The sequence below is a fragment of the Streptomyces beigongshangae genome (assembly GCF_019710745.1).
In the GTDB taxonomy this organism is placed as follows: Bacteria; Actinomycetota; Actinomycetes; order Streptomycetales; family Streptomycetaceae; genus Streptomyces; species Streptomyces beigongshangae.
Map to the genome: position 1 here is coordinate 51,856 of NZ_JAHKJW010000030.1, position 25,715 is coordinate 77,570.

22 protein-coding genes, 1 tRNA gene and 1 pseudogene are annotated in these 25,715 nt (G+C 71.6%); 9 read left to right on the plus strand and 15 right to left on the minus strand.

The genetic code is table 11. The features are described from left to right. The first annotated feature begins 2 nt into the window (after nt 1–2). Nucleotides 3–485 (plus strand): roadblock/LC7 domain-containing protein, encoded by a 483-nt coding sequence (locus KM933_RS23150; RefSeq protein WP_221355205.1) that lies wholly within the window; start codon nt 3–5, stop codon nt 483–485. 35 nt (nt 486–520) lie between these two features. Beyond that, nucleotides 521–895 (plus strand): roadblock/LC7 domain-containing protein, encoded by a 375-nt coding sequence (locus KM933_RS23155; protein WP_221355208.1) that lies wholly within the window; start codon nt 521–523, stop codon nt 893–895. A gap of 87 nt (nt 896–982) precedes the next feature. On the opposite strand, the gene KM933_RS23160 is transcribed toward KM933_RS23155, so the two are convergent. From KM933_RS23160 to KM933_RS23170, 3 genes and pseudogenes are all read right to left on the minus strand, one after another. Beyond that, the gene (locus KM933_RS23160; RefSeq protein WP_308013514.1) at nt 983–1,594 is read right to left on the minus strand and encodes a hypothetical protein; all 612 of its coding nucleotides are present in this window, start codon (nt 1,592–1,594) and stop codon (nt 983–985) included. 81 nt (nt 1,595–1,675) lie between these two features. Continuing rightward, a complete protein-coding gene (locus tag KM933_RS23165; protein WP_430727358.1) occupies nt 1,676–2,713 on the minus strand; it encodes a MurR/RpiR family transcriptional regulator in 1,038 nt (345 codons plus the stop codon). Continuing rightward, a pseudogene (locus KM933_RS23170) lies at nt 2,710–3,545 on the minus strand (aromatic amino acid lyase). Before KM933_RS23170 ends, KM933_RS23165 begins: the two are co-directional and overlap by 4 nt. A 232-nt stretch (nt 3,546–3,777) precedes the next feature. On the opposite strand from KM933_RS23170, the gene KM933_RS23175 reads away from it, so the two are divergent. Next, entirely contained in the window at nt 3,778–4,224 is a 447-nt protein-coding gene (locus tag KM933_RS23175; protein ID WP_221355209.1) for a hypothetical protein, read from the plus strand. A gap of 488 nt (nt 4,225–4,712) precedes the next feature. Here KM933_RS23175 and KM933_RS23180 read toward each other — a convergent pair whose 3' ends face one another. After that, nucleotides 4,713–6,104, minus strand: coding sequence for a cystathionine beta-synthase (locus KM933_RS23180; protein ID WP_221355211.1), 1,392 nt, complete (start codon nt 6,102–6,104; stop codon nt 4,713–4,715). Nucleotides 6,105–6,250: 146 nt separating this feature from the next. Between KM933_RS23180 and KM933_RS23185 the strand changes: the two genes are divergently transcribed. The 3 genes from KM933_RS23185 (at nt 6,251) to KM933_RS23195 (ending at nt 9,865) form a co-directional block, all read left to right on the plus strand. Further along, nucleotides 6,251–7,270 carry an SGNH/GDSL hydrolase family protein gene (locus tag KM933_RS23185; RefSeq protein ID WP_221355213.1) on the plus strand — a complete coding sequence of 340 codons (1,020 nt, stop codon included), beginning with the start codon at nt 6,251–6,253 and terminating at the stop codon, nt 7,268–7,270. A gap of 277 nt (nt 7,271–7,547) precedes the next feature. After that, entirely contained in the window at nt 7,548–8,768 is a 1,221-nt protein-coding gene (locus tag KM933_RS23190; protein ID WP_221355215.1) for an acetyl-CoA C-acetyltransferase, read from the plus strand. A 305-nt stretch (nt 8,769–9,073) separates the two neighbouring features. Then, the gene (locus KM933_RS23195) at nt 9,074–9,865 is read left to right on the plus strand and encodes a hypothetical protein (protein WP_221355217.1); all 792 of its coding nucleotides are present in this window, start codon (nt 9,074–9,076) and stop codon (nt 9,863–9,865) included. A 130-nt stretch (nt 9,866–9,995) separates the two neighbouring features. Here the strand turns inward: KM933_RS23195 and KM933_RS23200 are convergent, their stop codons facing one another. After that, nucleotides 9,996–10,307, minus strand: a complete 312-nt coding sequence (locus KM933_RS23200) for a hypothetical protein (RefSeq protein ID WP_221355219.1) — start codon at nt 10,305–10,307, stop codon at nt 9,996–9,998. A gap of 104 nt (nt 10,308–10,411) precedes the next feature. Between KM933_RS23200 and KM933_RS23205 the strand changes: the two genes are divergently transcribed. Further along, entirely contained in the window at nt 10,412–10,642 is a 231-nt protein-coding gene (locus KM933_RS23205; protein ID WP_221355221.1) for a DUF4287 domain-containing protein, read from the plus strand. 146 nt (nt 10,643–10,788) lie between these two features. On the opposite strand, the gene KM933_RS23210 is transcribed toward KM933_RS23205, so the two are convergent. From KM933_RS23210 to KM933_RS23220, 3 genes are all read right to left on the minus strand, one after another. Next, the gene (locus tag KM933_RS23210) at nt 10,789–11,703 is read right to left on the minus strand and encodes a Bax inhibitor-1/YccA family protein (protein WP_221355223.1); all 915 of its coding nucleotides are present in this window, start codon (nt 11,701–11,703) and stop codon (nt 10,789–10,791) included. 185 nt (nt 11,704–11,888) lie between these two features. After that, entirely contained in the window at nt 11,889–13,109 is a 1,221-nt protein-coding gene (locus KM933_RS23215; RefSeq protein ID WP_221355225.1) for a 4-hydroxybenzoate 3-monooxygenase, read from the minus strand. Between the two features lie 234 nt (nt 13,110–13,343). After that, nucleotides 13,344–13,426: transfer RNA gene (locus KM933_RS23220), tRNA-Leu, on the minus strand. A gap of 395 nt (nt 13,427–13,821) precedes the next feature. Here KM933_RS23220 and KM933_RS23225 point away from each other — a divergent pair. Together KM933_RS23225 and KM933_RS23230 are read left to right on the plus strand one after the other, a co-directional pair. After that, a complete protein-coding gene (locus tag KM933_RS23225; RefSeq protein WP_221355227.1) occupies nt 13,822–14,592 on the plus strand; it encodes an ABC transporter ATP-binding protein in 771 nt (256 codons plus the stop codon). Between the two features lie 223 nt (nt 14,593–14,815). Next, a complete protein-coding gene (locus KM933_RS23230; protein ID WP_221355229.1) occupies nt 14,816–17,344 on the plus strand; it encodes an ABC transporter permease in 2,529 nt (842 codons plus the stop codon). 77 nt (nt 17,345–17,421) lie between these two features. Here KM933_RS23230 and KM933_RS23235 read toward each other — a convergent pair whose 3' ends face one another. The 7 genes from KM933_RS23235 to KM933_RS23265 all read right to left on the minus strand — a co-directional run bounded on the left by KM933_RS23235 (nt 17,422) and on the right by KM933_RS23265 (nt 25,713). Next, entirely contained in the window at nt 17,422–18,771 is a 1,350-nt protein-coding gene (locus KM933_RS23235) for an SAM-dependent methyltransferase (protein WP_221355231.1), read from the minus strand. A 266-nt stretch (nt 18,772–19,037) separates the two neighbouring features. Next, nucleotides 19,038–20,423, minus strand: a complete 1,386-nt coding sequence (locus tag KM933_RS23240) for an NAD(P)/FAD-dependent oxidoreductase (RefSeq protein ID WP_221355233.1) — start codon at nt 20,421–20,423, stop codon at nt 19,038–19,040. Nucleotides 20,424–20,915: 492 nt separating this feature from the next. Next, nucleotides 20,916–21,857, minus strand: coding sequence for a Ppx/GppA phosphatase family protein (locus KM933_RS23245; RefSeq protein ID WP_221355234.1), 942 nt, complete (start codon nt 21,855–21,857; stop codon nt 20,916–20,918). A 97-nt stretch (nt 21,858–21,954) separates the two neighbouring features. Beyond that, nucleotides 21,955–22,485, minus strand: a complete 531-nt coding sequence (locus KM933_RS23250; protein WP_221355236.1) for a DUF501 domain-containing protein — start codon at nt 22,483–22,485, stop codon at nt 21,955–21,957. A 125-nt stretch (nt 22,486–22,610) separates the two neighbouring features. Beyond that, on the minus strand, nt 22,611–23,135 hold the full coding sequence (locus tag KM933_RS23255; protein ID WP_221355239.1) for an FtsB family cell division protein: 525 nt from the start codon (nt 23,133–23,135) through the stop codon (nt 22,611–22,613). A gap of 90 nt (nt 23,136–23,225) precedes the next feature. Then, nucleotides 23,226–24,506: a phosphopyruvate hydratase gene (eno, locus tag KM933_RS23260; RefSeq protein WP_221355242.1), complete on the minus strand. Its 1,281-nt coding sequence runs from the start codon at nt 24,504–24,506 to the stop codon at nt 23,226–23,228. 469 nt (nt 24,507–24,975) lie between these two features. Beyond that, complete coding sequence (locus KM933_RS23265) at nt 24,976–25,713, minus strand: LysM peptidoglycan-binding domain-containing protein (protein WP_221355244.1); 738 nt, start codon at nt 25,711–25,713, stop codon at nt 24,976–24,978. Between the last annotated feature and the right edge of the window lie 2 nt (nt 25,714–25,715).

Genomic DNA, 25,715 nt, shown 5'->3' on the forward strand with positions numbered 1-25,715 from the left:
TGATGGCGGCCGAGGCCGAAGTCCGCGACGAACTGCACCGGTTACGGGCCCGGGTGCCCCAGCTGACCGGTGCGCTCGCGGCCAGCGTCGACGGTCTGGTGCTGGCCCAGGACACTCCGGGCGTGGAGCCGGAGGGGCTGGCCGCGCTCACCGCCGCCGCGCTGGGGGTCGCCCTGCGCATGGCGGACGCCACCGGGCGGGGCGCCTTCCGCGAACTGCTGGTGCGCGGCGAGCACGGCTATGTGGCGGCCTACGCGGCGGGACCCTCCGCCGTGCTGACGCTGCTGGCCGGCGACCGGGCGAACGTCGGCCGGCTGCACCTCGAAGGGCGCCGCGCCGGCACCCGGATCGGCGAACTCGTCGAGGCCGCCGCGGAGGCCCCGCCGGCCCCGGTGCCACGGCCGTCCCCGAAGCCCACCGCGCCCCGCACCAGAACCGCGCGCACCGCGCGCACCGTCACCGGGCCGACCGGCGAAAGCCGTTGAGCACGGTTCACCGAACCGAAAGGACAGGCACGACCATGGCCAACACCGAAACCGCGCTGAAAGAGGCCCTGGCCTCCATCGAGGGTGCGACCGGAGTCGCTCTCGTCGACTACACCAGCGGGATGGCACTGGGCACGATCGGCGGCAGCAAGGGCTTCGACCTCACGGTCGCGGCGGCCGGCAACACCGACGTCGTCCGCGCCAAGCTCCGCACCATGGAGCACCTGGGCCTCAAGGGCGAGATCGAGGACATCCTGATCACGCTGTCCGACCAGTACCACCTGATCCGGCTGATCCAGGGCCGCGGCGGCAACGGGCTCTTCCTCTACCTGGTGCTCGACGCCAAGCGCTCCAACCTGGCGATGGCCCGCCACCAGCTGAAGAGGATCGAGAGCGACCTGGAGGTCTGAAAGGTCTGAGCGACCCGGGCAACCCGAGCGCCCCGCGAGACCCGCGAGACCCGCGAGGTCCAGCGGGAAAGGGGTCCGCGAGGCTGATCAGACCAGGACCCCGGCCCGGCGCCGCGCCCCACCGGGCGCGGCGTCGCCCGCGGCGACACCGGTGGCGCGGTAGCCCAGGACGCGTCTGCCCACGGGAGCGCCCGCACCACGGCCGAGCCAGTCGACGCGGACCCACAGCAGCGACTCGGCCTTCTGTTCGAGCCGTCCGATCCAGGCCGCCTTGAGGCGGAGCCCCACCCCGGCGCCGGCGAGCAGCATCCCGCCGGCGGCCGGTACGGCGAACGCGGACCCCAGCGCCGCCGCGAAGGCCAGCAGCACCCACCACCGGTGCCCCCGGCGCCAGTTCCGTACGGAGACGGCCCGGTCCTGGAGCATGTCGTGCCTGCCCGCGCGGGCCGCTCCCCGGGCGAGCGCCACGTACCGCTTCCGCCGTGCCAGCAGGACGACCGCCGCCGCGATCAGGAAGAGCGCGGCGCCCGCCAGTACCCCGATCCGCCGCCCGGTGAACCCGGGCACCAGTACGCCCACGCCCGCCGCCACGACTCCGAGCCAGCCCAGCGGTGCCGCTCCGGCCCGTACGACGACGGCCACCCGAGCCAGGCCCTGCCCTCCGCGCTCTCCGCGCTCCCTGCGTTCTCCGCGCGCCACGATCCGCCTCCTCACCAGATGTCTGCGGTCGGCGGGAGATTAGCGCCCGAAGGTGAGATGAATCTGAGAAACCGCACCGCGCTACTCCACGAACAGCCCCCGTGCGGCGGCCCGCGCGTCGAACTCCTCCAGCCGCGCCTGCGCGTCCGGCAGGCCGTCGCACATCGCCTCCAGCAGCACCCGCCCCAGCAGCATCGGCGCACAGGCCGTGTCGAAGGCGAGCCCCGTCCCGACCGCGGCGGGCAGCAGCAGATCGGACACCTTGGCGACCGGCGCGAACGCGGAGTCCGCGACGGTGACGACGTTCAGCCCGGCCTCCTTCGCGTACGCCAGGGTCTCCACGACCTCCCGCGGGTGGCGGGGCAGCGCGAAGCACAGCAGGGTCGTCGCCCCGGCCCGCACCGCCGCGTCGATCCGGTCGTGCGCCATGGTCCCGCCCTCGTGCAGCAGCCGTACGTCGGGGTGGACCTTGGCCGCGAAGTACGCGAAGCCGTACGCCTGGGACGCGGCGGCCCGCAGTCCGAGCACCGGCAGCGGACGCGAGGCGGCGAGGAGCCGGCCGGCCCGCTCGACGGGGCGCGGGTCGGCCAGCACGGAGGCGAGATGGCGGAGGTTCTCGATCTCGGCCTCGACGGCCTGCTGGTACTCGTTGTACGAGCCGGCGTCCGCGGTGGGTTCGGCCGGGGCGATCTCGCGCAGGTGCCTGCGCAGCGCCGGGTAGCCGTCGAAGCCGAGGGCGACGGCGAAGCGGGTGACGGAGGGCTGGCTGACCCCGGCGAGTTCGGCGAGTTCCACGCTCGACAGGAAGGGCACGTCGGCGGCCCGGCGCACCATGCTGTGGGCGATGCGCCGCTGGGTGGGGGTCAGCCGGTGCCCCTCGAAGAGCGACTGCAGCCGCCCGGCGGAACCACCGCCCCCGCCGTCCGCACCCGCACCCGCACCCGCACCCGCACCCGCCCGATCGTCCGGCCCTCCGGTCCCGTCCCCGGCCCCGCCCCCGGCCCCGTGCATGTCCCTGTCCACATCCCTGTCCCTGTCCCTGTAACCGCCGCTGCCGTTACCGCTGTCGCTGCCCGTGTCCACGTTCACGTTCACGTCCGGGTTCCCGTCCGCGCTCATGCCGTGCTCCCACTCCAGATGTCCGTGAACCGGTCGGGCAGTGCGGCCGCGGCCGTCACGTCGTCCGTGAGCGCCCGGTCGGCCGGGTCCGCGTCGAGCACCGACTCGGCGGTCTCCAGTGCCCTGCCCACCGGCAGCTCCGGCTCGGGACGCAGGCCGCGCTGACGCAGCGCCCGTACGGCGGCGACCAGTTCGCAGCCGACCACCAGACGGTACGCGTCGCACGCGCGCAGGGTCTGGCGGGCGGCGAGCGAGGCGAAACTCGCCTGCTCCTCGACACCCCGGGAGAGCACGGCGTGGCCGAGCGAGGCGGGCGCGGAGAAGGCCCGCAGATCACCGAGGGCGGCCCCGCCTCCAGCGCCTCGCACAGTGCCGTGACGACGGAGGGGCGCAGGCCCGCCCCGCCCGCGAGGAGCTGGTTCGCCCGCACGGCGAGCATCGCCCGGACCTCCCGGGCGGGCAGCTCCGCCCCGACGGCCCCGGCGTGGCTGCGCAGCAGGCGCAGGCCGTGCTCGGCGGCGGCCTCGGTGGGCACGTCCTCGTTCCGGTTGGCGCCGACGCCGGTGGAGCGGCCGTACACCCTGCCGGTCGCCGCGATCTGCCGGGCCGCGTCCCAGGACTCCTCGACCCATTTCATCGCGTCGGTGCCGGGGACGGGCCGGGCGGCCCCGTCGGCGAGGCGTACGACGTCGGCGATCCCCGTGCTGTGGCCGTCCAGCACCACGAGGCCGGGTGTCCCCGCACCGGACGTGTCCACGTCCTGGTACGACGCGCAACGGGACACGCGGTGCGACGTGCGGTGGGACGTGTGATGCGACGTGTGGTGCGACATGGAGCGCGAACTCCCCTCGGTCCGGGCAGGGGATCTCGGCCGGGGCCGCGGGAGGCCCGCGGCCGGCGCCGCACCGTTGCCGGGTTATTCAAGTAGGGAGAACTCTGCATGACGATATGCAGCCGGGGCAAGGGACGGCCCCGGAGCCGCCGGGCCGGGTGGGGACGGCCCGGTGCGGACAGGGGGGCTAACCCCCGTGCCAAGCGCATTCCGCCTCCCTACCGTGGTCCCCATGACCGGTATGGAAGCCCGCGACGCCGAACTCAAGAAGGAACTCGACGCCACCTTGCACATCCGCAAGGAACTGGGCGAGGAGTACGAGTCCGCGCTGGTCGACTCGTTCCTGGAGAAGGTCGAGCAGCGCCTGGACGGCGCGATCGACCGCCGGGTACGGCGCCAGCTCGCGGAGCAGCAGATGGTGGTGGCCCGCGACGCGCGCTCCCCGCAGGGGTCCTCGGACTCCTGGGGCGAACGCTTCGGGTTCGGGATCGTCTCCCTCGTCCTCGCGATCCCCCTGTCCGCGATCGGCGGCGGCATCGGCGAGCTGCCCGGCCTCCTGGTCGCCTGGACGGGCATCGTCGGGGTCAACGTGGTCCAGGCCGCACGCCTCTCGCCGAACCTCTTCGGCCGGGGGGACAAGGAGAAGTCCGGCCGGGGGAAGCCCGACCCGGACTGGTGAGGGACACGGGGAACACGGGGGGCACGAGGGTCACGGGGACACCGGGTCACGGTCGTACGGGATGACCGAAGGGCCCGGTACCCATCGGGTACCGGGCCCTTCGCCGGCTTGCGCGGGGACCGCCGCACCCCCGTTACCGGGGGGCGGGACGACGGCGGTCCCCGCGAGGGACGCGGGCCGGGTCAGGGCCGGGCCGCGCGTCCGTGGCGTCCATGGAGGCCCGGGAGCCGCTCCGGTTGTCCTTGGCGCCGTTTCGGTGCCGGCCGGGGCGGGAAGCCTCCCCCGTGCTGATCGCCCGGGAGGTGTCTCCGTCGCCCTTGCCGACATCCACCACTGTGCCGGGCGCGTGTTAAGCGTGTGCTGCGTGGATGTGACACCCGCGTACCACTTCCGAGAAGTTCCGCCGCGCCCGCGACCACGACGGCACCCACGGCACCCACTGCCACGACCGCACCCACGGCCACGTGCGTGGCGGCGCGCCGCGGGTCCTACTGCCGTCCGCCCCGGGCCAGGAAGGACAGCAGGTCCTGGCGGCTGACGACACCGGTGGGCTTGCCCTCGACGAGGACGATCGCCGCGTCGGCCGTGCCGAGCACGGTCATCAGGTCGCCCACCGGCTCACCGGAGCCGACCTGGGGCAGCGGCGCCGACATGTGCTTCTCCAGCGGGTCGGTGAGTGAGGCGCGCTGGGTGAACAGCGCGTCGAGCAGTTCCCGCTCGACGACGGAGCCCACGACCTCGGCCGCCATCACGTCCGGGTGCCCGGCGCCCGGCTTGACGATGGGCATCTGGGAGACGCCGTACTCGCGCAGCACCTCGATGGCCTCGCCGACCGTCTCGTCCGGGTGCATGTGGACGAGGGAGGGGATGGCCCCGTGCACCTTGTCGCTGAGGACGTCGGCGACCCGGGCGCTGGGGCCCTCGTCCTCCAGGAAGCCGTAGTCGGCCATCCACTCGTCGTTGAAGATCTTGCTGAGGTAGCCGCGGCCGCCGTCCGGCAGCAGCACGACCACCACGTCGTCCGGGCCGAGTCGCTCGGCGACCCGCAGCGCGGCCACGACGGCCATACCGCAGGAGCCGCCGACGAGCAGGCCCTCCTCCTTGGCCAGGCGCCGGGTCATCTGGAAGGAGTCCTTGTCGGAGACCGCGACGATCTCGTCCGCGACCGTGCGGTCGTACGCGGTCGGCCAGAAGTCCTCACCGACGCCCTCGACGAGGTACGGGCGCCCGGAGCCGCCCGAGTAGACGGACCCCTCGGGGTCGGCGCCCACGACGCGGACCCTGCCGTCGCTGGCGTCCTTCAGATAGCGCCCGGTCCCGGAGATGGTGCCGCCGGTGCCGACGCCCGTGACGAAGTGGGTGATCCGCCCCTCCGTCTGCTCCCACAGCTCAGGGCCGGTGGAGTGATAGTGCGAGGCGGGGTTGTCGGGGTTGGAGTACTGGTCGGGCTTCCAGGCGCCGGGCGTCTCGCGTACCAGCCGGTCGGAGACGTTGTAGTACGAGTCGGGGTGCCCGGGGTCGACGGCCGTCGGGCAGACGACGACCTCGGCCCCGTACGCGCGCAGCACGTTGATCTTGTCGGTGCTCACCTTGTCGGGGCACACGAAGATGCAGTTGTAGCCCTTCTGCTGGGCCACGATGGCCAGACCCACACCTGTGTTGCCGCTGGTCGGCTCGACGATCGTGCCGCCCGGCCGCAGTGCGCCGCTCTTCTCCGCGGCCTCGATCATGCGCACGGCGATGCGGTCCTTCACCGAGCCGCCGGGGTTGAAGTACTCGACCTTCGCGAGGACGGTCGCCTGGATGCCGGCGGTCACGCTGTTGAGCCTCACCAGCGGGGTGTTGCCGACGAGACTGATCATCGAGTCGTGGAATTGCACCGTTGTCTCCGGAGCTGCAAAAGAAGTGGTCGGGGTGGTGCGGTCAGCCTAAGCCCCTCCTGGGCGTTCACACCGCGTTGCGATTGGCCGACGGTCGGTACGGGGCATGCAGTGGGTGTAGGGCTAGGAGGAGGTGGCGGCTTCGCATGTCGAGCTGGTCGAAGGTGAGGGTGGCCCGGCGGATCGCCGCGGGAGCGGCGTACGGCGGCGGCGGGATCGGGCTGCTGGGCGCGGCGACGGCCGGGGTGGTGCTGGCCGAGCTGCATCTGGCGAAGCGGCAGGTGGGCAACGGGCGCAGTCCTCATCCACCGAGCGCGGACGGATTGTACGGGTACGCGTACGCCGGCGCGGAGGAACCGCTGCGCCTGACGATGCTCGGTGACTCGACGGCCGCGGGACAGGGTGTGCACCGGGCCCGCCAGACACCGGGGGCGCTGCTCGCGTCCGGGCTCGCGGCGGTGGCGGAGCGACCGGTGCGGCTGCGGAACGTCGCGCTGACCGGCGCCCAGTCGGACGACCTGGACCGCCAGGTCGCGCTGGCCCTCGGGGACCCGGACGGATGCCCCGAGGTGTGCGTGATCATGATCGGCGCGAACGACGTGACGCACCGGATGCCGGCGACGCGCTCGGTCCGGCACCTGTCGGCGGCGGTGCGGCGGCTGCGGACGGCGGGCGCCGAGGTGGTCGTCGGCACCTGTCCCGACCTGGGCACCATCGAACCGGTCCAGCAGCCGCTGCGGTGGATCGCCAAACGGACCTCGCGGCAGCTGGCGGCCGCGCAGACGATCGGCACCGTCGAGCAGGGCGGGCGGACGGTGTCGCTGGGCGACCTGCTGGGGCCCGAGTTCGCGGCGAATCCGCGGGAACTGTTCGGGCCCGACAGCTACCACCCCTCGGCGGAGGGGTACGCGACCGCGGCGATGGCCGTGCTGCCGACGGTGTGCGCCGCGCTGGGACTGTGGCCCGCGGAGGAGGAGCGGCCGGACGTGTCCCGGCGGGAGGGGTTCCTGCCGGTGGCCCAGGCGGCCGTGGAGGCGGCGGCGGAGCCGGGTACGGAGGTCGCGGCCGCCATGCCGACGGGGCCGCGGGGTCCCTGGGCCCTCCTCAAGCGCCGCCGGCGCCGGCGGGTCCCGGCGACGGACCCGGTCCCGACGACATCCGCCTGACCGCCCCGCCCCCGCGCCCCCGCGCGCCCAGGTGCCCGGGGGCGCGGGGAGCCGCGCGAGCCCCCCACCGGCCCCGCAGCCGATCCACGACCTGCGGAGCACAAAGCAGGGACGCATCACAAAGCGAGGGCGGATCACAAAGCAGGCGCGGAGCACAAAGCAAGCGCTTGGAAAGTGCGGTCCGTGTCACACGTCCATACCCGTGACCCGCCTCCTACGGGCGGGTAGCTTCCCCCACAGGTCCGCCCACACCCCCGCAACGCCCCTGGAGCCGCAGATGCCCGAAGCCGTGATCGTCTCGACCGCCCGCTCCCCCATCGGCCGCGCAGGCAAGGGCTCCCTCAAGGACCTGCGCCCCGACGACCTCACCGCCACGATCGTCCAGGCGGCCCTCGCCAAGGTCCCGGAGCTCGATCCGAAGGACATCGAGGACCTGATGCTCGGCTGCGGCCTCCCCGGCGGCGAGCAGGGCCACAACCTCGGCCGGATCGTCGCCGTGCAGATGGGGATGGACCACCTCCCCGGCTGCACGGTCACCCGCTACTGCTCCTCCTCGCTCCAGACGACCCGTATGGCCCTGCACGCCATCAAGGCGGGCGAGGGCGACGTCTTCGTCTCGGCGGGCGTGGAGATGGTCTCCCGCTTCACCAAGGGCAGCAGCGACGGCCTCCCGGACACGCACAACCCGTTCTTCGCGGAGGCGGAGGCCCGCACCGCGGAGGTCGCCGCGAGCGAGGGCGCGTCGTGGCACGACCCGCGCGAGGACGGCCTCGTCCCGGACGCGTACATCGCGATGGGCCAGACCGCGGAGAACCTCGCCCGGGTCAAGGGCGTCACCCGTCAGGACATGGACGAGTTCGGCGTCCGCTCGCAGAACCTCGCCGAGGAAGCCATCAAGAACGGCTTCTGGGAGCGCGAGATCACCCCGGTCACCACCCCGGACGGCACGGTCGTCGGCAAGGACGACGGCCCGCGCGCCGGCGTCACCATGGAGGGCGTGCAGGGGCTCAAGCCCGTCTTCCGCCCCGACGGCATGGTCACGGCCGGCAACTGCTGCCCGCTCAACGACGGCGCCGCCGCCCTGGTGATCATGTCCGACACGAAGGCCCGCGAGCTCGGCGTGACCCCGCTGGCCCGGATCGTCTCGACCGGCGTCACCGGCCTCTCCCCCGAGATCATGGGCCTCGGCCCGGTGGAGGCGTCGAGGCAGGCCCTCTCCCGCGCCGGCCTGACCGTCGGCGACATCGACCTGTTCGAGATCAACGAGGCGTTCGCCGCCCAGGTGATCCCCTCCTACCGCGACCTGGAGATCCCGCTGGAGAAGCTGAACGTGAACGGCGGCGCGATCGCGGTCGGCCACCCGTTCGGCATGACCGGCGCCCGGATCACCGGCACGCTCATCAACTCCCTCCAGTTCCACGACAAGCAGTTCGGCCTGGAGACGATGTGCGTGGGCGGCGGCCAGGGCATGGCCATGGTCATCGAGCGGCTCAGCTAGCGGCGGATCGGCCGGGGGACTCCCCGGCCGAAGTACGGCTCCCGTGACCGGAGTTGAACACGGTGTGAGCGCGCGACCCGGAGTTCCGCACCCGTCGGGACTCCGGTCGTTCCGTGACCCAATCTCCCCCAGGATGTGACCTAAGTCCCTTCGGGGAGAGATTTACGCAGGTCAGAGCATTGCGAAAATCATCACCAGGGCTAAAGTCCTGTCCGTTTCATGACGTTGTGCACTGCCGGCTGGTTAGTCCGCCCTTCAAGCTGATGTAGGAAGTCGAGGGTCGACTTTGAACCGGGAGAACGTCAGTGAGCACCACGATTCTCGCTCTGCTGCTCGCCACAGCCACCACCACGGCTGTGGGCGTCGCCGTTCTGCGCACCCTGCTGGCGCTGCGCCGGCAGGTGGCGGCCCTGCACACCGAGCTCACCGAGAGCCGCGCCACGGCCGGGCACGGCCTGCCGCCGGCCGCCCGCGGGGCGTCGGACACCGACGAGATACGCTCCGCCGTGGCCGAGGCCCTCGCCGACGAGCGGGAGCGCGAACTCGCCGAGGCGCGCGCGTTCTGGGCCGCCCAGGAGGCGCGGGACGCCGGTGACGTACCGACCCTGCTCGGCCTGCCCGACAGCGAGCTGTTCCTGCCCCGCCAGTCGGACTTCGCGGGCCTGGAGCGCCTGGAGCCGGTGACCGAGCCGCCCGCCGACGCCGACGAGTTCGCCGGGGAGTCCCCCGAACTGGCCGCGGCCCGGCGGCGCCACCCCTCGCACCCCGACTTCGTACCGGTCCAGTCACCGATGGTGAACGACCACGAGCGCACGGTGGCCTGCCTGGAGGAGCTGGCCGAGTCCCGCACGGAACTGGCGGACGTCCGCCCCGGCCCGCTCGGCACCCTCGACGTCTACGTCTTCGCCGACGGCACCACCCTGTGCATGACACCGGGCCACCGCGAGACCGCCGAACGCCTGGCCGAGTCCCTGCGCCACGGCCACCCGCCGGTCCTGCTCGGCGGCTCGGGGGTCTCGGGCGCCTACGCCCTCACCTTCGCGTGCGACCAGGAGAACGTCTACGTCCTGGCCGACAGGGTCATCGCCTCGCTGTAGACACCCGGCCGGCCCGCCCCGGCCACCGGCCCGTACCCTCCCGTGTCCCTGCGGACGCCGGTCGTACCGCCGCCCTCCGCGGGCACCGGTCCGTGCCGTGTGGACGGCCGTCCGTGTCCGTGCGTGCGGATCAGACGCCCGCCCGCTTCTGCGCCTCCTCCACCAGTACCAGTGCCTCCGCCAGTTCCGCCTCGGTCCTCAGGACGAGCGCGAGGTCGTGCACGGCCACCGTGATCTGGTCCGCGGAGGCGAACATGCCCGCGTCCGGCATCTCGCGGGGGGTGTGTCCGGGGTCCTCCAGGCGCTGGGCCCGCAGCGCCAACTCCCTGGCCAGACCCAGTGCCTCGGCGGCGGCCCCCCGTTGCAGCCGACTCTGCGGCGCGGCCCGCAGCCGGTCGGCGAAGTGGTCCACGGCACGGGTCAGCGGCGTCGTATCAAGCACGTCGCGAGACTACGCGTCGCAACCGGACTGTTGCCAACACCCCGGCGCTCAGGCACGGTGGCGTGAAGGACCGGCCTACATCCCCTTTGCGTCCGGAGGCGCCGATGTCCCAAGTCTTCTCCGCGGAGACCCATCGCAACCTGCTCGCCCGCATCCCCCACTGCACCGGTCGTGAGATCTCCGACTGGCTGCGCACCGTCGACGAGGGCCCCTCTCTCCACCGCTTCGAGGAGAAGGTGAGCTGGCTCCGTGCCGAGCACGACCTCGCGTACGGCCACGCCAAAGCGATCATCCACGAGTACGACCTGAGGAGGGCCGCGCGCAACCTCCGTTGAGCGCGCCTCCGTCACGCTCCGGCACCGACGACGGCGAAGGGCCCGCGAACCGAGGTTCGCGGGCCCTTCGTCCCGAATACCGGCTACCGGCTACCGGCTACCGGCTACCGGCTACCGGCTACCGGCTACCGGCTACCGGCCGGGTGCTAGTCGTTGCCGCTGAAGATGGCGACCAGACGCAGCATCTCGAGGTAGATCCACACGAGGCTCATGGTCAGGCCGAACGCGGCCAGCCATGCCTCCTCGCGCGGCGCGCCGTAGGCGATGCCGTCCTCGATCTGCTTGAAGTCGAGCGTCAGGAAGAACGCGCCCAGGACGATCGCCAGGATGCCGACGATCGCGCCGAGCGGGCCCATGCTGCGCAGCCCGCCGTCGTCGGCGACGCCGAAGACGACCAGCAGCAGGTTGACCGCCGTGACCAGCACGAAGGCGATCGCGATGGCCATACCGATGCGCGCGTACCGGGCGGTGACGCGGATCCAGCCCGCCTTGTAGATCAGCAGGGTGGCGCCGGAGACGGCCATCGTGCCGAGTACGGCCTGGAAGGGGGCGCCGGCCCACCTGCTGTTGTACATCTCGCTGATCACGCCGAGGAAGACGCCCTCGAAGGCGGCGTACGACAGGATCAGCGCGGGCGAGGCCTTGCGCTTGAATGCCTGGACCAGTGCGAAGACCATCGCGATGAGCGCCGAGCCGATGGCCAGGCCGAAGCTGCTGGACGTGACCGGCAGCAGGGCCCAGGCGAGAACGGCACCCAGGGTGACGGTGCCGAGCGTCATGGCCGTACGCGTGACGACGTCGTCCATCGTCATGCGGCCGGCGGCGGACGGGGCCTGCGGCGGCGCGCCGTGCTGCAGGCCCTGCTGGGCGTACGGGTTCTGAGCGTAAGGATTCTGCGCGTACGGGTTTCCGCCCTGCGGAGCGCCGGGGGCGCCCTGTGCGTACGGGTTCCCCTGCGTCCCGACAGCGGGGCCCCCGGCCTGCGGCGCCGCGTTGAAGCCCGCGTAGCCGTTGTCGCGGCTGAACCCCCGTCGCGAGAAGACCGGGTTGCTGCTCCTCATTTCACTCCTCCATGGCCACCTTGCGCGGCCTTGGCTCAAGAGTAATGGGTAGGCAAAAGAATGCATCTAGTGCCTGGGGAGGATCTTTCCCCTCTTGTGACCGGAAACACCAGGTCTCACCCTGGCATTCCCCGCACCGGTAGAACGCCGGTACCTACTCCTCCGGTTCCCCCGGGCCTGGTTTTTCACTCCAGGGCGAAGCCGGTGTACCCCTCGGCGAGGTCCTGCGCGGCGGCACGGGACGAGGCGAGCCGTTCGAGCCGGGCCAGCTGGATGCGGTCCTCGAAGGGCGTCGCGCCGGGCGCGCGGTGCAGCATCGCCGTCATCTCGTACGAGAACCGCTCGGCCTGCCACACCCGCCGCAGACAGGTCCCGGAGTAGGCGTCCAGCAGTTCCCCGGACCCGGTCTCCCGCAGATGGGCCAGCGCCCGCGCGAAGGTCACGACGTCACCCACCGCGAGGTTCAGCCCTTTGGCGCCCGTCGGCGGCACGATGTGGGCGGCGTCCCCGGCCAGGAAGAGCCGTCCATACCGCATCGGCTCGTGCACATGGCTGCGCATGGGCGTGACGGACTTGGCGGTGACGGGTCCCCTCCGCAGCCGCCAGCCGTCGGCCGTCTCGAACCGGCGCTCCAGCTCGTCCCAGACCTTCCCGTCGCTCCACGTCCCGGCGTCCGTGCCCTCGGGCACCTGGAGGTAGAGCCGCGAGACGGCCGGCGAGCGCATGGACAGCAGGGCGAAACCCCGGTCGTGACGGGCGTAGACGAGTTCGTCGTGCGAGGGGGGCACGTCGGCGAGGATGCCCAGCCACCCGAAGGGGTACGTCCGCTCGAAGACCTGTACGAGCTTTTCGGGGATCGCCTTGCGGGCCACCCCCCAGAAGCCGTCGCACCCGACGACGTACGAGCACTCCAGGACCTCCTCCCGACCCTCCCGACCCTCCTGCCCCTCCTGCCCCTCCTGCCCTCCGTGCCCCTCGCGCCGGAAGCGCACCCGGGGACGGTCGGTACCGGCCCCCTCGACGGCCAGGGCCTCCGCCCCGAAGAGCAGCGGCCCGCCCTCCTGGAGCTGCAGCGCGATCAGGTCCTTGCACACCTCGGTCTGGGCGTAGACCGTCACCGACCGGCCGCCGGTGAGGGCGGGGAAGTCGATGCGGTGGCGCCTGCGCGCGAACCGCAGTTCGATGCCGTCGTGGCGCAGCCCCTCACGGTCCATGCGCTCACCGGCACCGGCGGCGCGCAGGACGTCCACGGTCCCCTGCTCCAGGATCCCGGCGCGCTGCCGCTGCTCCACGTACGCCCGGTCCCGGCTCTCCAGCACGACGGAGTCGATCCCCGCGTTGTGCAGCAGCCTCGCCAGCAGCAGACCGGCCGGTCCGGCCCCGATGATGCCTACGGTGGTACGCATCGACACGCCCCTTCGCGCTCCGGCGACCTCCGCGAGCGCCGACGTGGCGTTCACGGCGGTCATGGCAGTCGTGGCGTTCGCCTGGTGAAACTTTTTTCACCGCTTCCCCCACGGGAGTCTCCGGCGCACGGAACCCGCTGTCAACGGTCACGCAGTCGAGGACTGGAGGGCTCAAGGGCTCAACAAGAATGCATTCCCATCAGAATGCACCGGAAAGGGCCGAAGTGTCGGAGGTGCCCGGAACCGGACTTGAACCGGTACGCCCGCGAGGGGCAGCGAGGTTTAAGCTCGCCGTGTCTGCATTCCACCATCCGGGCAGGCCGTGGGCTCCGCTTCGAGCGCCCCGAGCCTATCGGGACAGATCCCCCGAACAGCGGTGGGGCGACCCGATGTTGTCTTATTTTATTGGCGTCTGAGGGTGCATCAGCCCACGGTATGCGCCATCCGCACATGCCACCTGCCTTTATGCGGACGTGGCACGGCACCCGGGAAATGACGTGATTTCACCGCCGGAACGGGGCCGCACCTGACGAACCGTCGCCGAATCGCCCTCCCCGGGGCGCGGGGTCATCCCCAGGTATGACACGGGGCCGCGTGGTCCGCCCCGAGTCTGCCCCCGATACCGGAACAGCGGGTGACTACACGGCGCGGATCCGCGCCGACGATGGAACGGTCGTCCACTCGTCGTCGTACGGACAAGGAGCACCCTTCCGTGACCACCACTCCCCTCGCCGAACGGACCACCGCGGTGGCCGCCCGCGCCACGGAACTGTCGAAGGTCTACGGGCAGGGGGAGACCCGGGTGGTCGCCCTGGACCGGGTCTCCGTCGACTTCCGGCAGGCCGAGTTCACCGCGATCATGGGTCCCTCCGGCTCCGGCAAGTCCACGCTGATGCACTGCGTCGCGGGGCTGGACAGCTTCTCGTCCGGTTCGGTCCGCATCGGGGACACCGAACTCGGCTCCCTCAAGGACAAGCAGCTCACCAAGTTGCGCCGGGACAAGATCGGGTTCATCTTCCAGGCGTTCAACCTCCTGCCGACGCTCACCGGTCTGGAGAACATCACCCTTCCGATGGACATCGCGGGACGCAAACCCGACAAGGAGTGGCTGGACAGGGTGATCCGGATGGTGGGGCTGGCCGACCGGCTCTCCCACCGCCCCTCCCAGCTCTCCGGCGGGCAGCAGCAGCGGGTCGCGGTGGCGCGGGCGCTGGCGTCCCGCCCGGACATCATCTTCGGCGACGAGCCCACGGGGAACCTGGACTCACGCTCGGGGGCGGAGGTGCTGGGCTTCCTGCGCAACTCCGTGCGGGAGCTGGGGCAGACGGTCGTGATGGTCACGCACGACCCGGTGGCGGCGGCGTACGCGGACCGTGTGGTCTTCCTGGCGGACGGCAGGGTCGTCGACGAGGTGCTCGCGCCCACGGCCGATGCGGTCCTGGACCGCATGAAGCAGTTCGACGCGAAGGGCCGCACGAGCTGACCGCGCCGCCCTTTTCAACCGGGTTGCACCTCCGACCGCCTGCCTGAGCCCGCACGTGGTCCGCGGGCCGCACTTGGCCCGCGGGCCGCACTTGGCCCGCGGGCCGCCCCTGACCTGCGGGCCGCACTTGGCCTGCGGTCGCGCGGTTCCCCGCGCCCGTGAAGAGGCGCGGCGAACCCCCACGGCCCGCCCGCCCCCACCCACCACCTGGACTGAGAAGACAATGTTCCGTACCGCCCTGCGCAACGTGCTCGCGCACAAGGCCAGGCTGTTGATGACCGTGCTCGCCGTGATGCTGGGCGTGGCGTTCGTCTCCGGCACGCTGGTCTTCACCAACACCATTTCGGACGCGTACCAGAAGAGTTCGGCGAAGGGCTTCGACCAGGTCGACGTGGCCGTCCGGCCGGAGTACGCCGAGGACGAGGGCGACAGGCTCGCCGAGGACCCGGAGCTGACGCAGGCACTGCTGGAGAAGGCCGCGAAGGCCCCCGGCGCCGAGAACGCCATCGGCGTCGTCAGCGGCTTCACCGCCATCGCCGACAAGGACGGCAAGCTGATCGGCGGCGGCTTCCAGTCGCAGGGCGGCAACTACTGGGGTGACAAGGACCCCCGCTACCCGCTGAAGAGCGGCAGCGCCCCGTCCGGCGGGAACGAGGTCGCGATCGACGCCGAGACGGCGAAGCGCACCGGCTACCAGGTCGGCGACACCGTCCGGCTCTCGATCGACGGCCCGGTCCTCACCCCCACCGTCAGCGCGGTCTTCACCACGGACGACGGCAACGTCGCCGCGGGCGGCAGCCTCGCCCTCTTCGACACGGCCACCGCGCAGCGGCTCTTCCACAAGACCGGCACGTACGACGAGATCGACGTGAAGGCGGCTCCCGGCACCAGCCAGAGCGCGCTGCGGGCGAGCCTCGACAGGGTCCTGCCGAAGGACGTCGCGTCCACCACCACCGGCCAGGAACTCGCCGACGACCAGGCCGTCCAGATCGAGGCGTCGATGAGCGGCCTCAAGACCGGCCTCCTCGTCTTCGCCGGCATCGCCCTCTTCGTCGGCACGTTCATCATCGCCAACACCTTCACCATGCTGGTCGCCCAGCGCACCAAGGAACTGGCCCTGCTGCGCGCGGTCGGCGCCTCCCGCCGGCAGGTCACCCGCTCGGTGCTCCTCGAAGCCTTCGTGGTCGGCGCGGTCGCCGCCGTCAGCGGTCTGCTCGCCGGCATCGGCATCGGCGCGGGCCTGCGCGCCCTCATGGGCACCCTGGACGCCGCCGTCCCGGCCGGACCGCTGGTCGTCACCCCGGGCACGGTCGCCACGTCGTTCGCCGTCGGCATCCTGATCACGATGCTCGCCGCCTGGCTGCCGGGCCGCCGCGCCGCGAAGATCCCGCCGGTCGCCGCGATGAGCAGCGTGCACGCCGCCGCGACCACCAAATCGCTGGTGCTGCGCAACACCCTCGGCGCCCTGTTCGCGGCGGCCGGCACCACCGTCGTCCTCTACGCCACGACGATGGACGGCAGCGACGGCCAGGCGCCGATGGGCTTCGGCGCGGTCCTGCTGATCATCGGTGTCTTCATCCTCACGCCCCTCCTCTCCCGTCCGCTGATCGCGGGCGCCGCCCCGGTCCTGCGCGTCTTCGGCGTCTCGGGCAAGCTCGCCCGGCAGAACTCCGTACGCAACCCGCGCCGCACCGCGGCCACCGCCTCCGCGCTGATGATCGGACTGACCCTCATCACCGGTATGACGGTGATGGCGGGCAGCCTGCAGAAGTCGATCGACAAGATGGCCACGGCCGCGCTGCAGGCCGACTACGTGGTCTCCATGGCGAACTTCAACTCCCTCTCGCCGGACGTCGAGAAGAAGCTGCGGGAGACCGACGGCGTCACCGCCACCAGCCCCCTGCGCAACGCGCCCGCGCGCATCGACGGACAGACCGAGTACCTGACCGGTGTGCAGGGTTCCACGATCGGCGACCTGACCGATCTGACGCTCGACGACGGCTCGTTCGACGTCGGCGGCGCCCGGGTCGTGGTGGACGACCGGACGGCCGAGGACCACGGCTGGAAGGCCGGCTCGACGTTCTCGGTCTCGTACGAGGACGACGAGAAGCAGCGGCTGACGGTCGCCGGTGTCTACCAGGGCAACGAGATGATCAGCGGCATCATGCTCGACGTCGCGAACCTCGTCCCGCACCAGCAGGACCCGCGCGACATGCAGGTCATGGTGAAGACCTCCGGCGGTCCCTCCGACGCGACCAAGGACCGGCTGGAGAAGGCACTCGGCGACAACCCGGCCGTCAAGGTCCAGGACAAGCAGGACGTCTCCAACGAGATCGCGCAGATGTTCACGCTGATGCTGAACATGCTGTACGGCCTGCTGGCGATGGCCGTCGTCGTCGCGGTCCTCGGTGTCGTCAACACGCTCGCCATGTCCGTCTTCGAGCGGTCGCAGGAGATCGGGATGCTCCGCGCGATCGGTCTCGACCGCAAGGGGATCAAGCGGATGGTCCGCCTGGAGTCCCTGGTCATCTCGCTCTTCGGCGGTGTGCTCGGCGTCGGTCTGGGCGTGTTCTTCGGCTGGGCCGCCGGTGAGCTGCTGGCGGGCCGGATGCCGACGTACGAACTGGTGCTGCCCTGGGACCGGATGGGCGTCTTCCTGCTCCTGGCGGCGGCGGTCGGGGTCCTGGCGGCCCTCTGGCCGGCCAGGCGGGCGGCCCGTCTGAACATGCTGGGCGCGATCAAGGCCGAGTAGCGGCCGGGCCGCGCGGAAGCGGAGGGGCCCCGTTCCGTCGGGAACGGGGCCCCTCCGCTTCCGTGCACCGCGGCCCGTCAGTTCCAGGTACGGGCCCGCAGCGGCATGCCCGAATCCCCGGAGTCGGGCGTCCGCACCGCCAGCACCTGGTTGACGCCGATGCGGTTGCGCTCGAAGGCCAGGGCCGAGGCGGCCATGTAGAGGCGCCAGACGCGGGCCCGGCCGGGGCCGGCGAGACGGACGGCGCGGGGCCAGTCGGCCTCCAGGTTGGCCACCCACCGGCGCAGGGTGAGCGCGTAGTGCTCGCGGATCGACTCCACGTCGCGGACCTCGAACCCGGCGTTCTCCAGCTGGGTCACGGTCTGGCCGATCGGCGCGAGCTCCCCGTCCGGGAAGACGTACGCGTCGATGAACCCGTTGATCTCGTACCGCTCCTCGTCACGCCAGGGCCGGCGGCCGATCTGGTGGTTCAGGAGCCGTCCGCCCGGCTTGAGGAGGGCGAACAGGTTCCGGGCGTACTCCAGATAGAGCTCGCTGCCGACGTGTTCGGCCATGCCGATGGAGGAGATCGCGTCGTACGGGCCGTCGGTGACGTCGCGGTAGTCCTGGACGCGGATCTCGACCCGGTCGGTGAGCCCCTCCTCCGCGACGCGCTTGCGGGCGTACGCGGCCTGCTCCTGGGACAGCGTCACGCCGACGACGCTCACGCCGTGCTCGCGGGCCGCGTGAATGGCCATCGAACCCCAGCCGCAGCCGACGTCGAGCAGCCGCATACCCGGCTGAAGGCCCAGCTTGCGGGCGACGAGGGAGAGCTTGTCGCGCTGGGCGTCCTCCAGGGTCGGGGTGGCGTCCGGAGATTCCGAGGGGGTCGGGGAGGCCGGAGAGTCCGGGGAGGCCGGTGCCTCCCAGTAGGCGCAGGAGTAGACCATGGAGGGGCCGAGGACGATCTCGTAGAAGTCGTTCCCGACGTCGTAGTGGTGACTGATCGCCCGCCGGTCGCTGTGCTTGGTGTGCGGGCGCGCGAACCGGGAGTGCGCGCGCACCTCCTCGCGGGGCGGCGCGGGCGGCAGCGGCGATCCCGCCATCCGTACGAGCCCGCGTACGGCCGCCCGCACGTCGGGGTCCCGCAGGGCCTGCCGGGGGCTCCTGGCGTCCTCGCGGCCCTCCCACACCATCTCCGCCATCGTGTCCAGCGCGGTGTACAGGTCGCCGTCCACCGTCAGGTCGCCGGCCACCCAGGCTCGCGCCCAGCCCAACTCCCCGGGTTTCCACAGGAGTCGGCGCAGGGCGCGGCGATTGCGCACGACGAGCACCGGGGTGCCCGGCGGCCCCGCTTCCGAGCCGTCCCAGGCCCGGATCCGTACCGGGAGCGGGGCTCCCAGCAACTGTTCCATCAGCGCCTTGAGCCGAAGCGCCGCGTCCTGCATGACGCATACCTCCGTGACGAGGGAATCCCACAAACTCCGACACCACGTAAACACCACCTGGCCCGCAAAGCAGTCCCGCCAAAGTGTTATGTCTGAGCAAAAGGCGAATTTCCGCCCCCCACGGCCCCCTCCCCTCCCCCACGGGCCCCGGACGCCGCCCCGGGGCCGGAACGCCGAAGGGGCCTCCCGCACCACGGATGGCGGGAGGCCCCTTCGGGCGGAGCGGTGGAGCGGGCGGAGCCGACGGGCGAGGCCCTGACCGGAGGTCAGGAAGCCTTGGCCTTCTCCTCCGTCTTGGCGACGGCGGCGGGGGCCGGCGCGGGCTTGGCCGCCTCGTAGAACTCCTCACGGGGCGTCTCGATCGCGCCGAGCGAGACGACCTCGCGCTTGAGGAACACGGCCAGCGTCCAGTCCGCGAAGACCCGGATCTTCCGGTTCCAGGTTGGCATGGCCAGACCGTGGTAGCCACGGTGCATGTACCAGGCCAGCCGTCCCTTGAGCTTGATCTTCATCTTGCCCATGACGATGAACGCGACGCCCTTGTGCAGACCCAGGCCGGCGACCGCACCCTTGTTGGCGTGGCTGTACTCCTTCTGCGGGAAACCCCGCATGCCGGAGATCACGTTGTCGCCGAGGACCTTCGCCTGGCGCAGCGCGTGCTGGGCGTTCGGCGGGCACCAGGCGTTCTCGTTGCCGGCCTTGCGGCCGACGAGGTCCGGCACCTGGGCGTTGTCGCCGGCGGCCCAGACGTAGTCCGTGCCCTGCACCTGGAGGGTGGTCGCGGTGTCGACGTGGCCGCGGGGGCCGAGCGGCAGGCCGAAGCGGGAGAGCACCGGGTTGGGCTTGACGCCGGCCGTCCACACGATCGTGCTGGAGTCGACCTCCAGGCCGTTCTTCAGGACCACGTGACCGTCGACGCAGGATTCCATGGAGGTGGAGAGGTAGACCTCGACACCCCGTGCTTCGAGGTGCTCCTTGCCGTACTGGCCGAGCTTGGGGCCGACCTCGGGGAGGATCTTGTCCGCGGCGTCGACGAGGATGAAGCGCATGTCCTCGCGCGACACGCTGGAGTAGTACTTGGCCGCGTCCCGGGCCATGTCCTCGACCTCGCCGATGGTCTCCGCACCGGCGAAGCCGCCGCCCACGAAGACGAAGGTCAGCGCCTTGCGGCGGACGTCCTCGTCGGTCGTGGAGTCGGCCTTGTCCAGCTGCTCCAGCACGTGGTTGCGCAGGCCGATGGCCTCCTCGATGCCCTTCATGCCGATGCCCTGCTCGGCGAGGCCGGGGATCGGGAAGGTGCGCGAGACCGCGCCCATCGCGATGACGAGGTAGTCGAAGGGCAGCTCGTACGCCTCGCCCACGAGGGGGGAGATCGTGGCGACCTTGCGGTCCTGGTCGATGGTGGTGACCCGGCCGGTGAGGACTTCCGCCTTGGGCAGCACGCGCCGCAGCGGGACGACGACGTGCCGCGGCGAGATGCTGCCGGCGGCGGCTTCGGGGAGGAAGGGCTGGTAGGTCATGTACGACCGGGGGTCGACGACCGTGACGGTCGCCTCGCCGTAGCGCATCTTCTTGAGGATGCGCCGAGCTGCGTACAGGCCTACGTACCCACCGCCTACTACGAGGATCCTGGGACGCTCCGTGGTGCTCATGCCATCGAGTATCCACCCGTCCCAGGGGGGTCCCTCGTGCGCCCCTTCACAAGCTCTTACGCGGCCTCTGCTACACTGCGCGGCTCACGTGACCCAGGTCATGCCCCGACAGGGGAACCAGTACCTGCCGCGAGCCGTTGTCAATGCCGCGTGAGCTGCCACTCCGGCCACTGAAGGGCTCTGTACCAGCCCCTCCCACCGTACGGTCGCGACGCCCGCGGAACACTCTGTTGATCATGCTCCGCTCCTCTCCGGACCCCCGAAAGGGCCCGAAGGGCTGAAATACTCCCCCAACAGGGCCGATTCTCTTGTGAAGAACTTCACGAAGTTTTCCGACCAGCCGTCCGGAAGTCCGTTCCGGGTGCTCCCCGAAGCCCGCCCGGAGTGCTCATACGTCGTCCGACCTGCTCAATTGCCCGGGCGATGGACCACCGCCCGGGTGATGGACCACTGCCCGGGTGATGGACCACCCCCCGGGCGACAGGCCACCGCCTAGGCGATGGACCACGCGATCCCGTCGAGGATGTCGTGTTCGCTCACGACGACCTCCTCGGCCCCGGTCCGCTCCATGATCGCGAGCAGGACGAGGGCGCCGGCGCCGATGACGTCCACGCGTCCCGGGTGCATCGAGGGGACGGCGGCGCGCTCGGCGTGCGTGGCGGCGAGCAGCCACTCGGTGATCCCGCGGACGCGGTCGCGCGGGATCCGGGAGTGGTGGATGGCCCCGGGGTCGTACTCCCGCAGGTCCTGGGCGATCGCCGAGACCGTGGTGACGGATCCCGCGAGCCCCACGAGCGTGCGGGCCTCGCGCAGGGGGACGGACTCCTCGACGAGGTCGAGGGCCGCCTCGATGTCGGCGCGGACCGCCCGGACCTGCTCCGCGCCCGGCGGGTCGCTGACCACGCCGTCCCGGACGAAGTGCCGTTCCGTCATCCGGACGCAGCCGATGTCCACCGAGCGGGCGGCCCGTACGCGGTCGTCGCCCACGACGAACTCGGTGGAACCGCCGCCGATGTCCACCACCAGGTAGGGCCCGGCGAGGTCGTGGCGGCCCGTCAGTTCCCCGGTGGCGCCGGTGAACGAGAACCCGGCCTCCTGGTCCCCGGAGATGACCTCGGGCTCCACGCCCAGGATGTCGAGGACCCCGCGGACGAACTCGTCCCGGTTCTCGGCGTCGCGGGAGGCGGAGGTCGCCACGAAGCGCAGGCGTTCGGCGCCGTGCGTCTTGATCGCCTCCGCGTACTCGCGACAGGCCGCGAAGGTCCGCTCCAGGGCCTCCGGGGCGAGGCGGCCCGTGCGGTCGACGTCCTGGCCGAGGCGGACGATCGTCATCCGGCGGTCCAGGTCGACGAGTTCGCCGGTTGCGGGGTCCGCGTCGGCGACGAGCAGACGGATCGAGTTGGTGCCGCAGTCGACGGCGGCGACGCGAGTCATGGCGGTGGTCTCCTGTGTGCGATCGTCGGTGGCGTCCTGCCCGGAGGTCTCCTCGTTCCCGCCGCCCCGGCGGGCAGGGGCGGCGGGAACGGCGCGGTCAGTCCCCGGCCGGCACCGCGGGCACCACGCACGCGCCCTTGCGCCACCACTGCGGCAGCATCGCGATCGCCTCGTCGCCGAGCGGGTTCACCCCGGGTCCCGCGGCCAGCGAGTGGGCGACCAGCACGTGCAGGCACTTCACCCGGTCCGGCATGCCGCCCGCGCTGGGGAACCCCTCGAGCACCTCGATGGAGTCCCGCCGGGCGATGTAGTCCTCGTGCGCGGCCCGGTACGCCGCCGCCAGTTCGGGGTCCGCGGCGAGACGGTCCGTCATCTCCTTCATGACGCCGTTCGCCTCCAGCGTGCCGATGGCGGAGGCCGCGCGCGGGCACGTGAGGTAGTACGTCGTCGGGAACGGCGTCCCGTCGGGGAGCCGGGGGGCCGTCTCGACGACGTCCGGCTGCCCGCACGGGCAGCGGTGCGCGATCGCGCGCAGCCCGCGCGGCGGCCGGCCGAGCTGCTGCTCGAATGCCTCGACGTCCTCGTCGGTGGGCTCGGTGCGCGGGGTGGGCGGCGGGGGCGTCTGCATGCCTTGGGTCTGTGTCTTTCTGGTCAGTCGCCGGACGTTCGCCGGACGGCGACGTGAAGGTCGAGTCGTCACCGGCCGGTTCACGGCCGGTCGGGTCGTGGCCGGTCAGGTCGTGGCCGGTCGCTTCATGGCCGGTCGGGGCGCGGCCGGTCGGGGCGCGGCCGGTCGTGCTGCCGCCCGGCGGCGGCGTCGGCCTTGTCGACACCGTCCCAGACGTTGGCGTACCAGGCCCGGTCGGCCGCCGTCCGGTCCGTGCGCGTCTTCTTCGCCGCGTCGGGATCGATCACGATGTAGCCGGTCTCACCCGGCATCACATAGTGCAGCCGCTCCCGGATGCGCTGCTCGGCGTACGCGTCGTCCTGCCACCGCGCCTTCAGGTCGCGCAGCTGCTCGACCCGCTCCCGGGCCTGCTCGCGCTCGCGCCGCAGCTCGGCGACCTCGGCGCGCTGGGAGACGTACTGCCTTATGGGATAGGCGAGCGCCACGACGAGCGAGCACAGGACGAGGACGAGGAGGGCCGCACGGCCGGTCAGCCGCGAGCGGCGCGCCTGGCGTCTGGTCTGGGAGCGGTAGACGCGGGCGGCGGTCTGCTCGCCGAGCACCCGCAGCCTGGTCGCGGTGGAGAACCGGTCACGGTCCTTCACAGCCATCTGTCCCGCCTCCCCGATACGTGCGTACGTCCCCGCACACGGTACGGGACCGGGTACGGGGACGTACGGACGACGCTTCCTGCAAAGAGGTCAGCCCTTGAAGCGCGGGAACGCCGAACGGCCCGCGTACACCGCCGCGTCGTCGAGGATCTCCTCGATGCGCAGCAGCTGGTTGTACTTGGCGACGCGGTCCGAGCGGGCCGGGGCGCCGGTCTTGATCTGGCCGCAGTTCACGGCGACCGCGAGGTCGGCGATGGTGACGTCCTCGGTCTCGCCGGAGCGGTGGGACATCATGCACTTGAAGCCGTTGCGCTGGGCCATCTCGACGGCGTCCAGGGTCTCGGTCAGCGAGCCGATCTGGTTGACCTTGACGAGCAGGGCGTTGGCGGAGCCCTCCTCGATGCCGCGGGCCAGGCGCTCCGGGTTGGTGACGAAGAGGTCGTCGCCGACGATCTGGACCTTGTCGCCCAGCTTCTCGGTGATGACGTTCCAGCCGTCCCAGTCGTCCTCGTACAGCGGGTCCTCGATGGAGACCAGCGGGTACGCGGAGACGAGCTCCTCGTAGTACTCGGTCATCTCGGCGGCCGAGCGGGACTTGCCCTCGAACTCGTACGAGCCGTCCTTGTAGAACTCGGACGCGGCGACGTCCAGCGCCAGGGCGACCTGCTCGCCGGGGGTGTAGCCGGCCTCCTTGATGGCCTCGATGATGAGGTCGAGGGCCTCGCGGTTGGAGCCGAGGTTCGGGGCGAAACCGCCCTCGTCGCCGAGGCCGGTGGACAGGCCGCGCTTCTTCAGGACCTTCTTGAGGGTGTGGTAGACCTCGGCGCCCCAGCGCACGGCCTCGGAGAAGGACTCCGCGCCGATCGGGGCGATCATGAACTCCTGGATGTCGACGTTCGAGTCGGCGTGCGACCCGCCGTTCAGGATGTTCATCATCGGAACGGGCAGCAGGTGCGCGTTCGGGCCACCCAGGTAGCGGAAGAGCGGCAGGTCGCTGGCCTCGGAGGCGGCGTGGGCGACGGCGAGGGAGACGCCGAGGATGGCGTTGGCGCCGAGCGAGCCCTTGTTGTCGGTGGCGTCCAGGTCGATCATCGCCTGGTCGATGAGGCGCTGCTCGGTGGCGTCGTAGCCGACGAGCTCCGGGCCGAGCTGCTCGATGACGGCGAGGACGGCCTTCTCGACACCCTTGCCCAGGTAGCGGTTGGGGTCTCCGTCACGGAGCTCGACGGCTTCGAAGGCACCGGTGGAGGCGCCGGACGGAACGGCGGCACGACCCGTGCTGCCGTCGTCGAGGCCGACCTCGACCTCGACCGTGGGATTGCCTCGGGAGTCCAGGATTTCCCGGGCTACGACGACGTCGATGGACGGCACGAGCATCTCCTTCTGGGATGTGACGCGAGCTGTGCCGGGCCGGAGGCCCGGTGGGGCGCGGGCCTGTGGTGGCCCCGCGGGATGAGCCTAACCGGCCGCCGGGAAGCGGGTGGCCCCCGACCACGTCATGGACGAAACCGAGAGGAAATTGTTTCCGAACGGAACAAAGAGCCGGGGCGAAAGAAGAGGGGCGGGCGGGCGGCAGGCGGCGGGCAGAAAAAACCCCGCTCCGGTGCGTACGGGGGAAGACGCACCGGGCGGGGAGCCCGTGGGGGACGGGGGTGGCCCACGGCGGTCTCCGTCACGGAGGACACGGATGCGAGAGCGCCGCGGTTCGACCGTGGTCCGGCCGCGGTCCGATGACGGACTGGCGACGGACCGGTGGCGGACCGGACGTTCCCGGCGGGGCCGAGCGGCCGGGGCCCCGGCCGGGACGCGTCGTCAGCCGAGCGAGCCGGCAGCCGAATCGTCAGCCGAGGTGCAGCTGCTGACCGGGGAAGATGAAGTCGGCGTCGTCGACGATGTCGTCGTTCAGCTTGTACAGGCTCTGCCAGCCGCCCTTGACCTTCTCCTGCTCGGCGATGCTGCTGAGGGTGTCGCCCTTGACGACCTTGTACTCGCCGTCGCCCTTCTTGACCTTCTTGCCGGTCGGGGTCTCGACGGTCTTCGTCGCGGCCGGACGCTCCTGGGAACGCGAGGCGCGCTCCTCGGAGGGCTGCGTGTTCTGCTGCGGCTGCGACTGCTGCTGCTGAGGCTGCGACTGCTGCGGCTGCGGGGTGCTCTGGCCGGAGCCGGAGTTGTTCGAGTTCGAGGGGGCCGTGCCACCCCCGGTCGAGGCGCCGGACAGGCCCACGCCGCAGCTCGGCCAGGCGCCCTTGCCCTGACCCGCGAGAACCTTCTCGGCGACGGCGATCTGCTGGGACTTGGACGCCTTGTCGGCGGTGGGGGCGTACGAGGTGCCGCCGTACGCGGCCCAGGTGGAGGCCGAGAACTGCAGGCCGCCGTAGTAGCCGTTGCCGGTGTTGATCGACCAGTTGCCGCCGGACTCGCACTGGGCGACGGTGTCCCACTCCGAGGTGGTGGCGGCGGAGGCCCCCGTGGCGCCCATCAGCGGGACGGCGACGGCGGCGGTGGTGACACCCGCCAGCGTGGCGATGCGGGTGGCCTTGGACGGACGGCGGTGCTTGCCCTTGCTGGAAAGCAGCATGA

Bases quoted from the DNA above. Each gene is read 5' to 3' on its own strand.
- KM933_RS23150 (WP_221355205.1), top strand. From the start codon at position 3: ATGGCGGCCGAGGCCGAAGTCCGCGACGAACTGCACCGGTTACGGGCC.
- KM933_RS23155 (WP_221355208.1), top strand. From the start codon at position 521: ATGGCCAACACCGAAACCGCGCTGAAAGAGGCCCTGGCCTCCATCGAG.
- KM933_RS23165 (WP_430727358.1), bottom strand. From the start codon at position 2,713: ATGAGCGCGGACGGGAACCCGGACGTGAACGTGAACGTGGACACGGGC.
- KM933_RS23175 (WP_221355209.1), top strand. From the start codon at position 3,778: ATGACCGGTATGGAAGCCCGCGACGCCGAACTCAAGAAGGAACTCGAC.
- KM933_RS23185 (WP_221355213.1), top strand. From the start codon at position 6,251: ATGTCGAGCTGGTCGAAGGTGAGGGTGGCCCGGCGGATCGCCGCGGGA.
- KM933_RS23190 (WP_221355215.1), top strand. From the start codon at position 7,548: ATGCCCGAAGCCGTGATCGTCTCGACCGCCCGCTCCCCCATCGGCCGC.
- KM933_RS23205 (WP_221355221.1), top strand. From the start codon at position 10,412: ATGTCCCAAGTCTTCTCCGCGGAGACCCATCGCAACCTGCTCGCCCGC.
- KM933_RS23210 (WP_221355223.1), bottom strand. From the start codon at position 11,703: ATGAGGAGCAGCAACCCGGTCTTCTCGCGACGGGGGTTCAGCCGCGAC.
- KM933_RS23215 (WP_221355225.1), bottom strand. From the start codon at position 13,109: ATGCGTACCACCGTAGGCATCATCGGGGCCGGACCGGCCGGTCTGCTG.
- KM933_RS23230 (WP_221355229.1), top strand. From the start codon at position 14,816: ATGTTCCGTACCGCCCTGCGCAACGTGCTCGCGCACAAGGCCAGGCTG.
- KM933_RS23235 (WP_221355231.1), bottom strand. From the start codon at position 18,771: ATGCAGGACGCGGCGCTTCGGCTCAAGGCGCTGATGGAACAGTTGCTG.
- KM933_RS23240 (WP_221355233.1), bottom strand. From the start codon at position 20,423: ATGAGCACCACGGAGCGTCCCAGGATCCTCGTAGTAGGCGGTGGGTAC.
- KM933_RS23245 (WP_221355234.1), bottom strand. From the start codon at position 21,857: ATGACTCGCGTCGCCGCCGTCGACTGCGGCACCAACTCGATCCGTCTG.
- KM933_RS23250 (WP_221355236.1), bottom strand. From the start codon at position 22,485: ATGCAGACGCCCCCGCCGCCCACCCCGCGCACCGAGCCCACCGACGAG.
- KM933_RS23255 (WP_221355239.1), bottom strand. From the start codon at position 23,135: ATGGCTGTGAAGGACCGTGACCGGTTCTCCACCGCGACCAGGCTGCGG.
- KM933_RS23265 (WP_221355244.1), bottom strand. From the start codon at position 25,713: ATGCTGCTTTCCAGCAAGGGCAAGCACCGCCGTCCGTCCAAGGCCACC.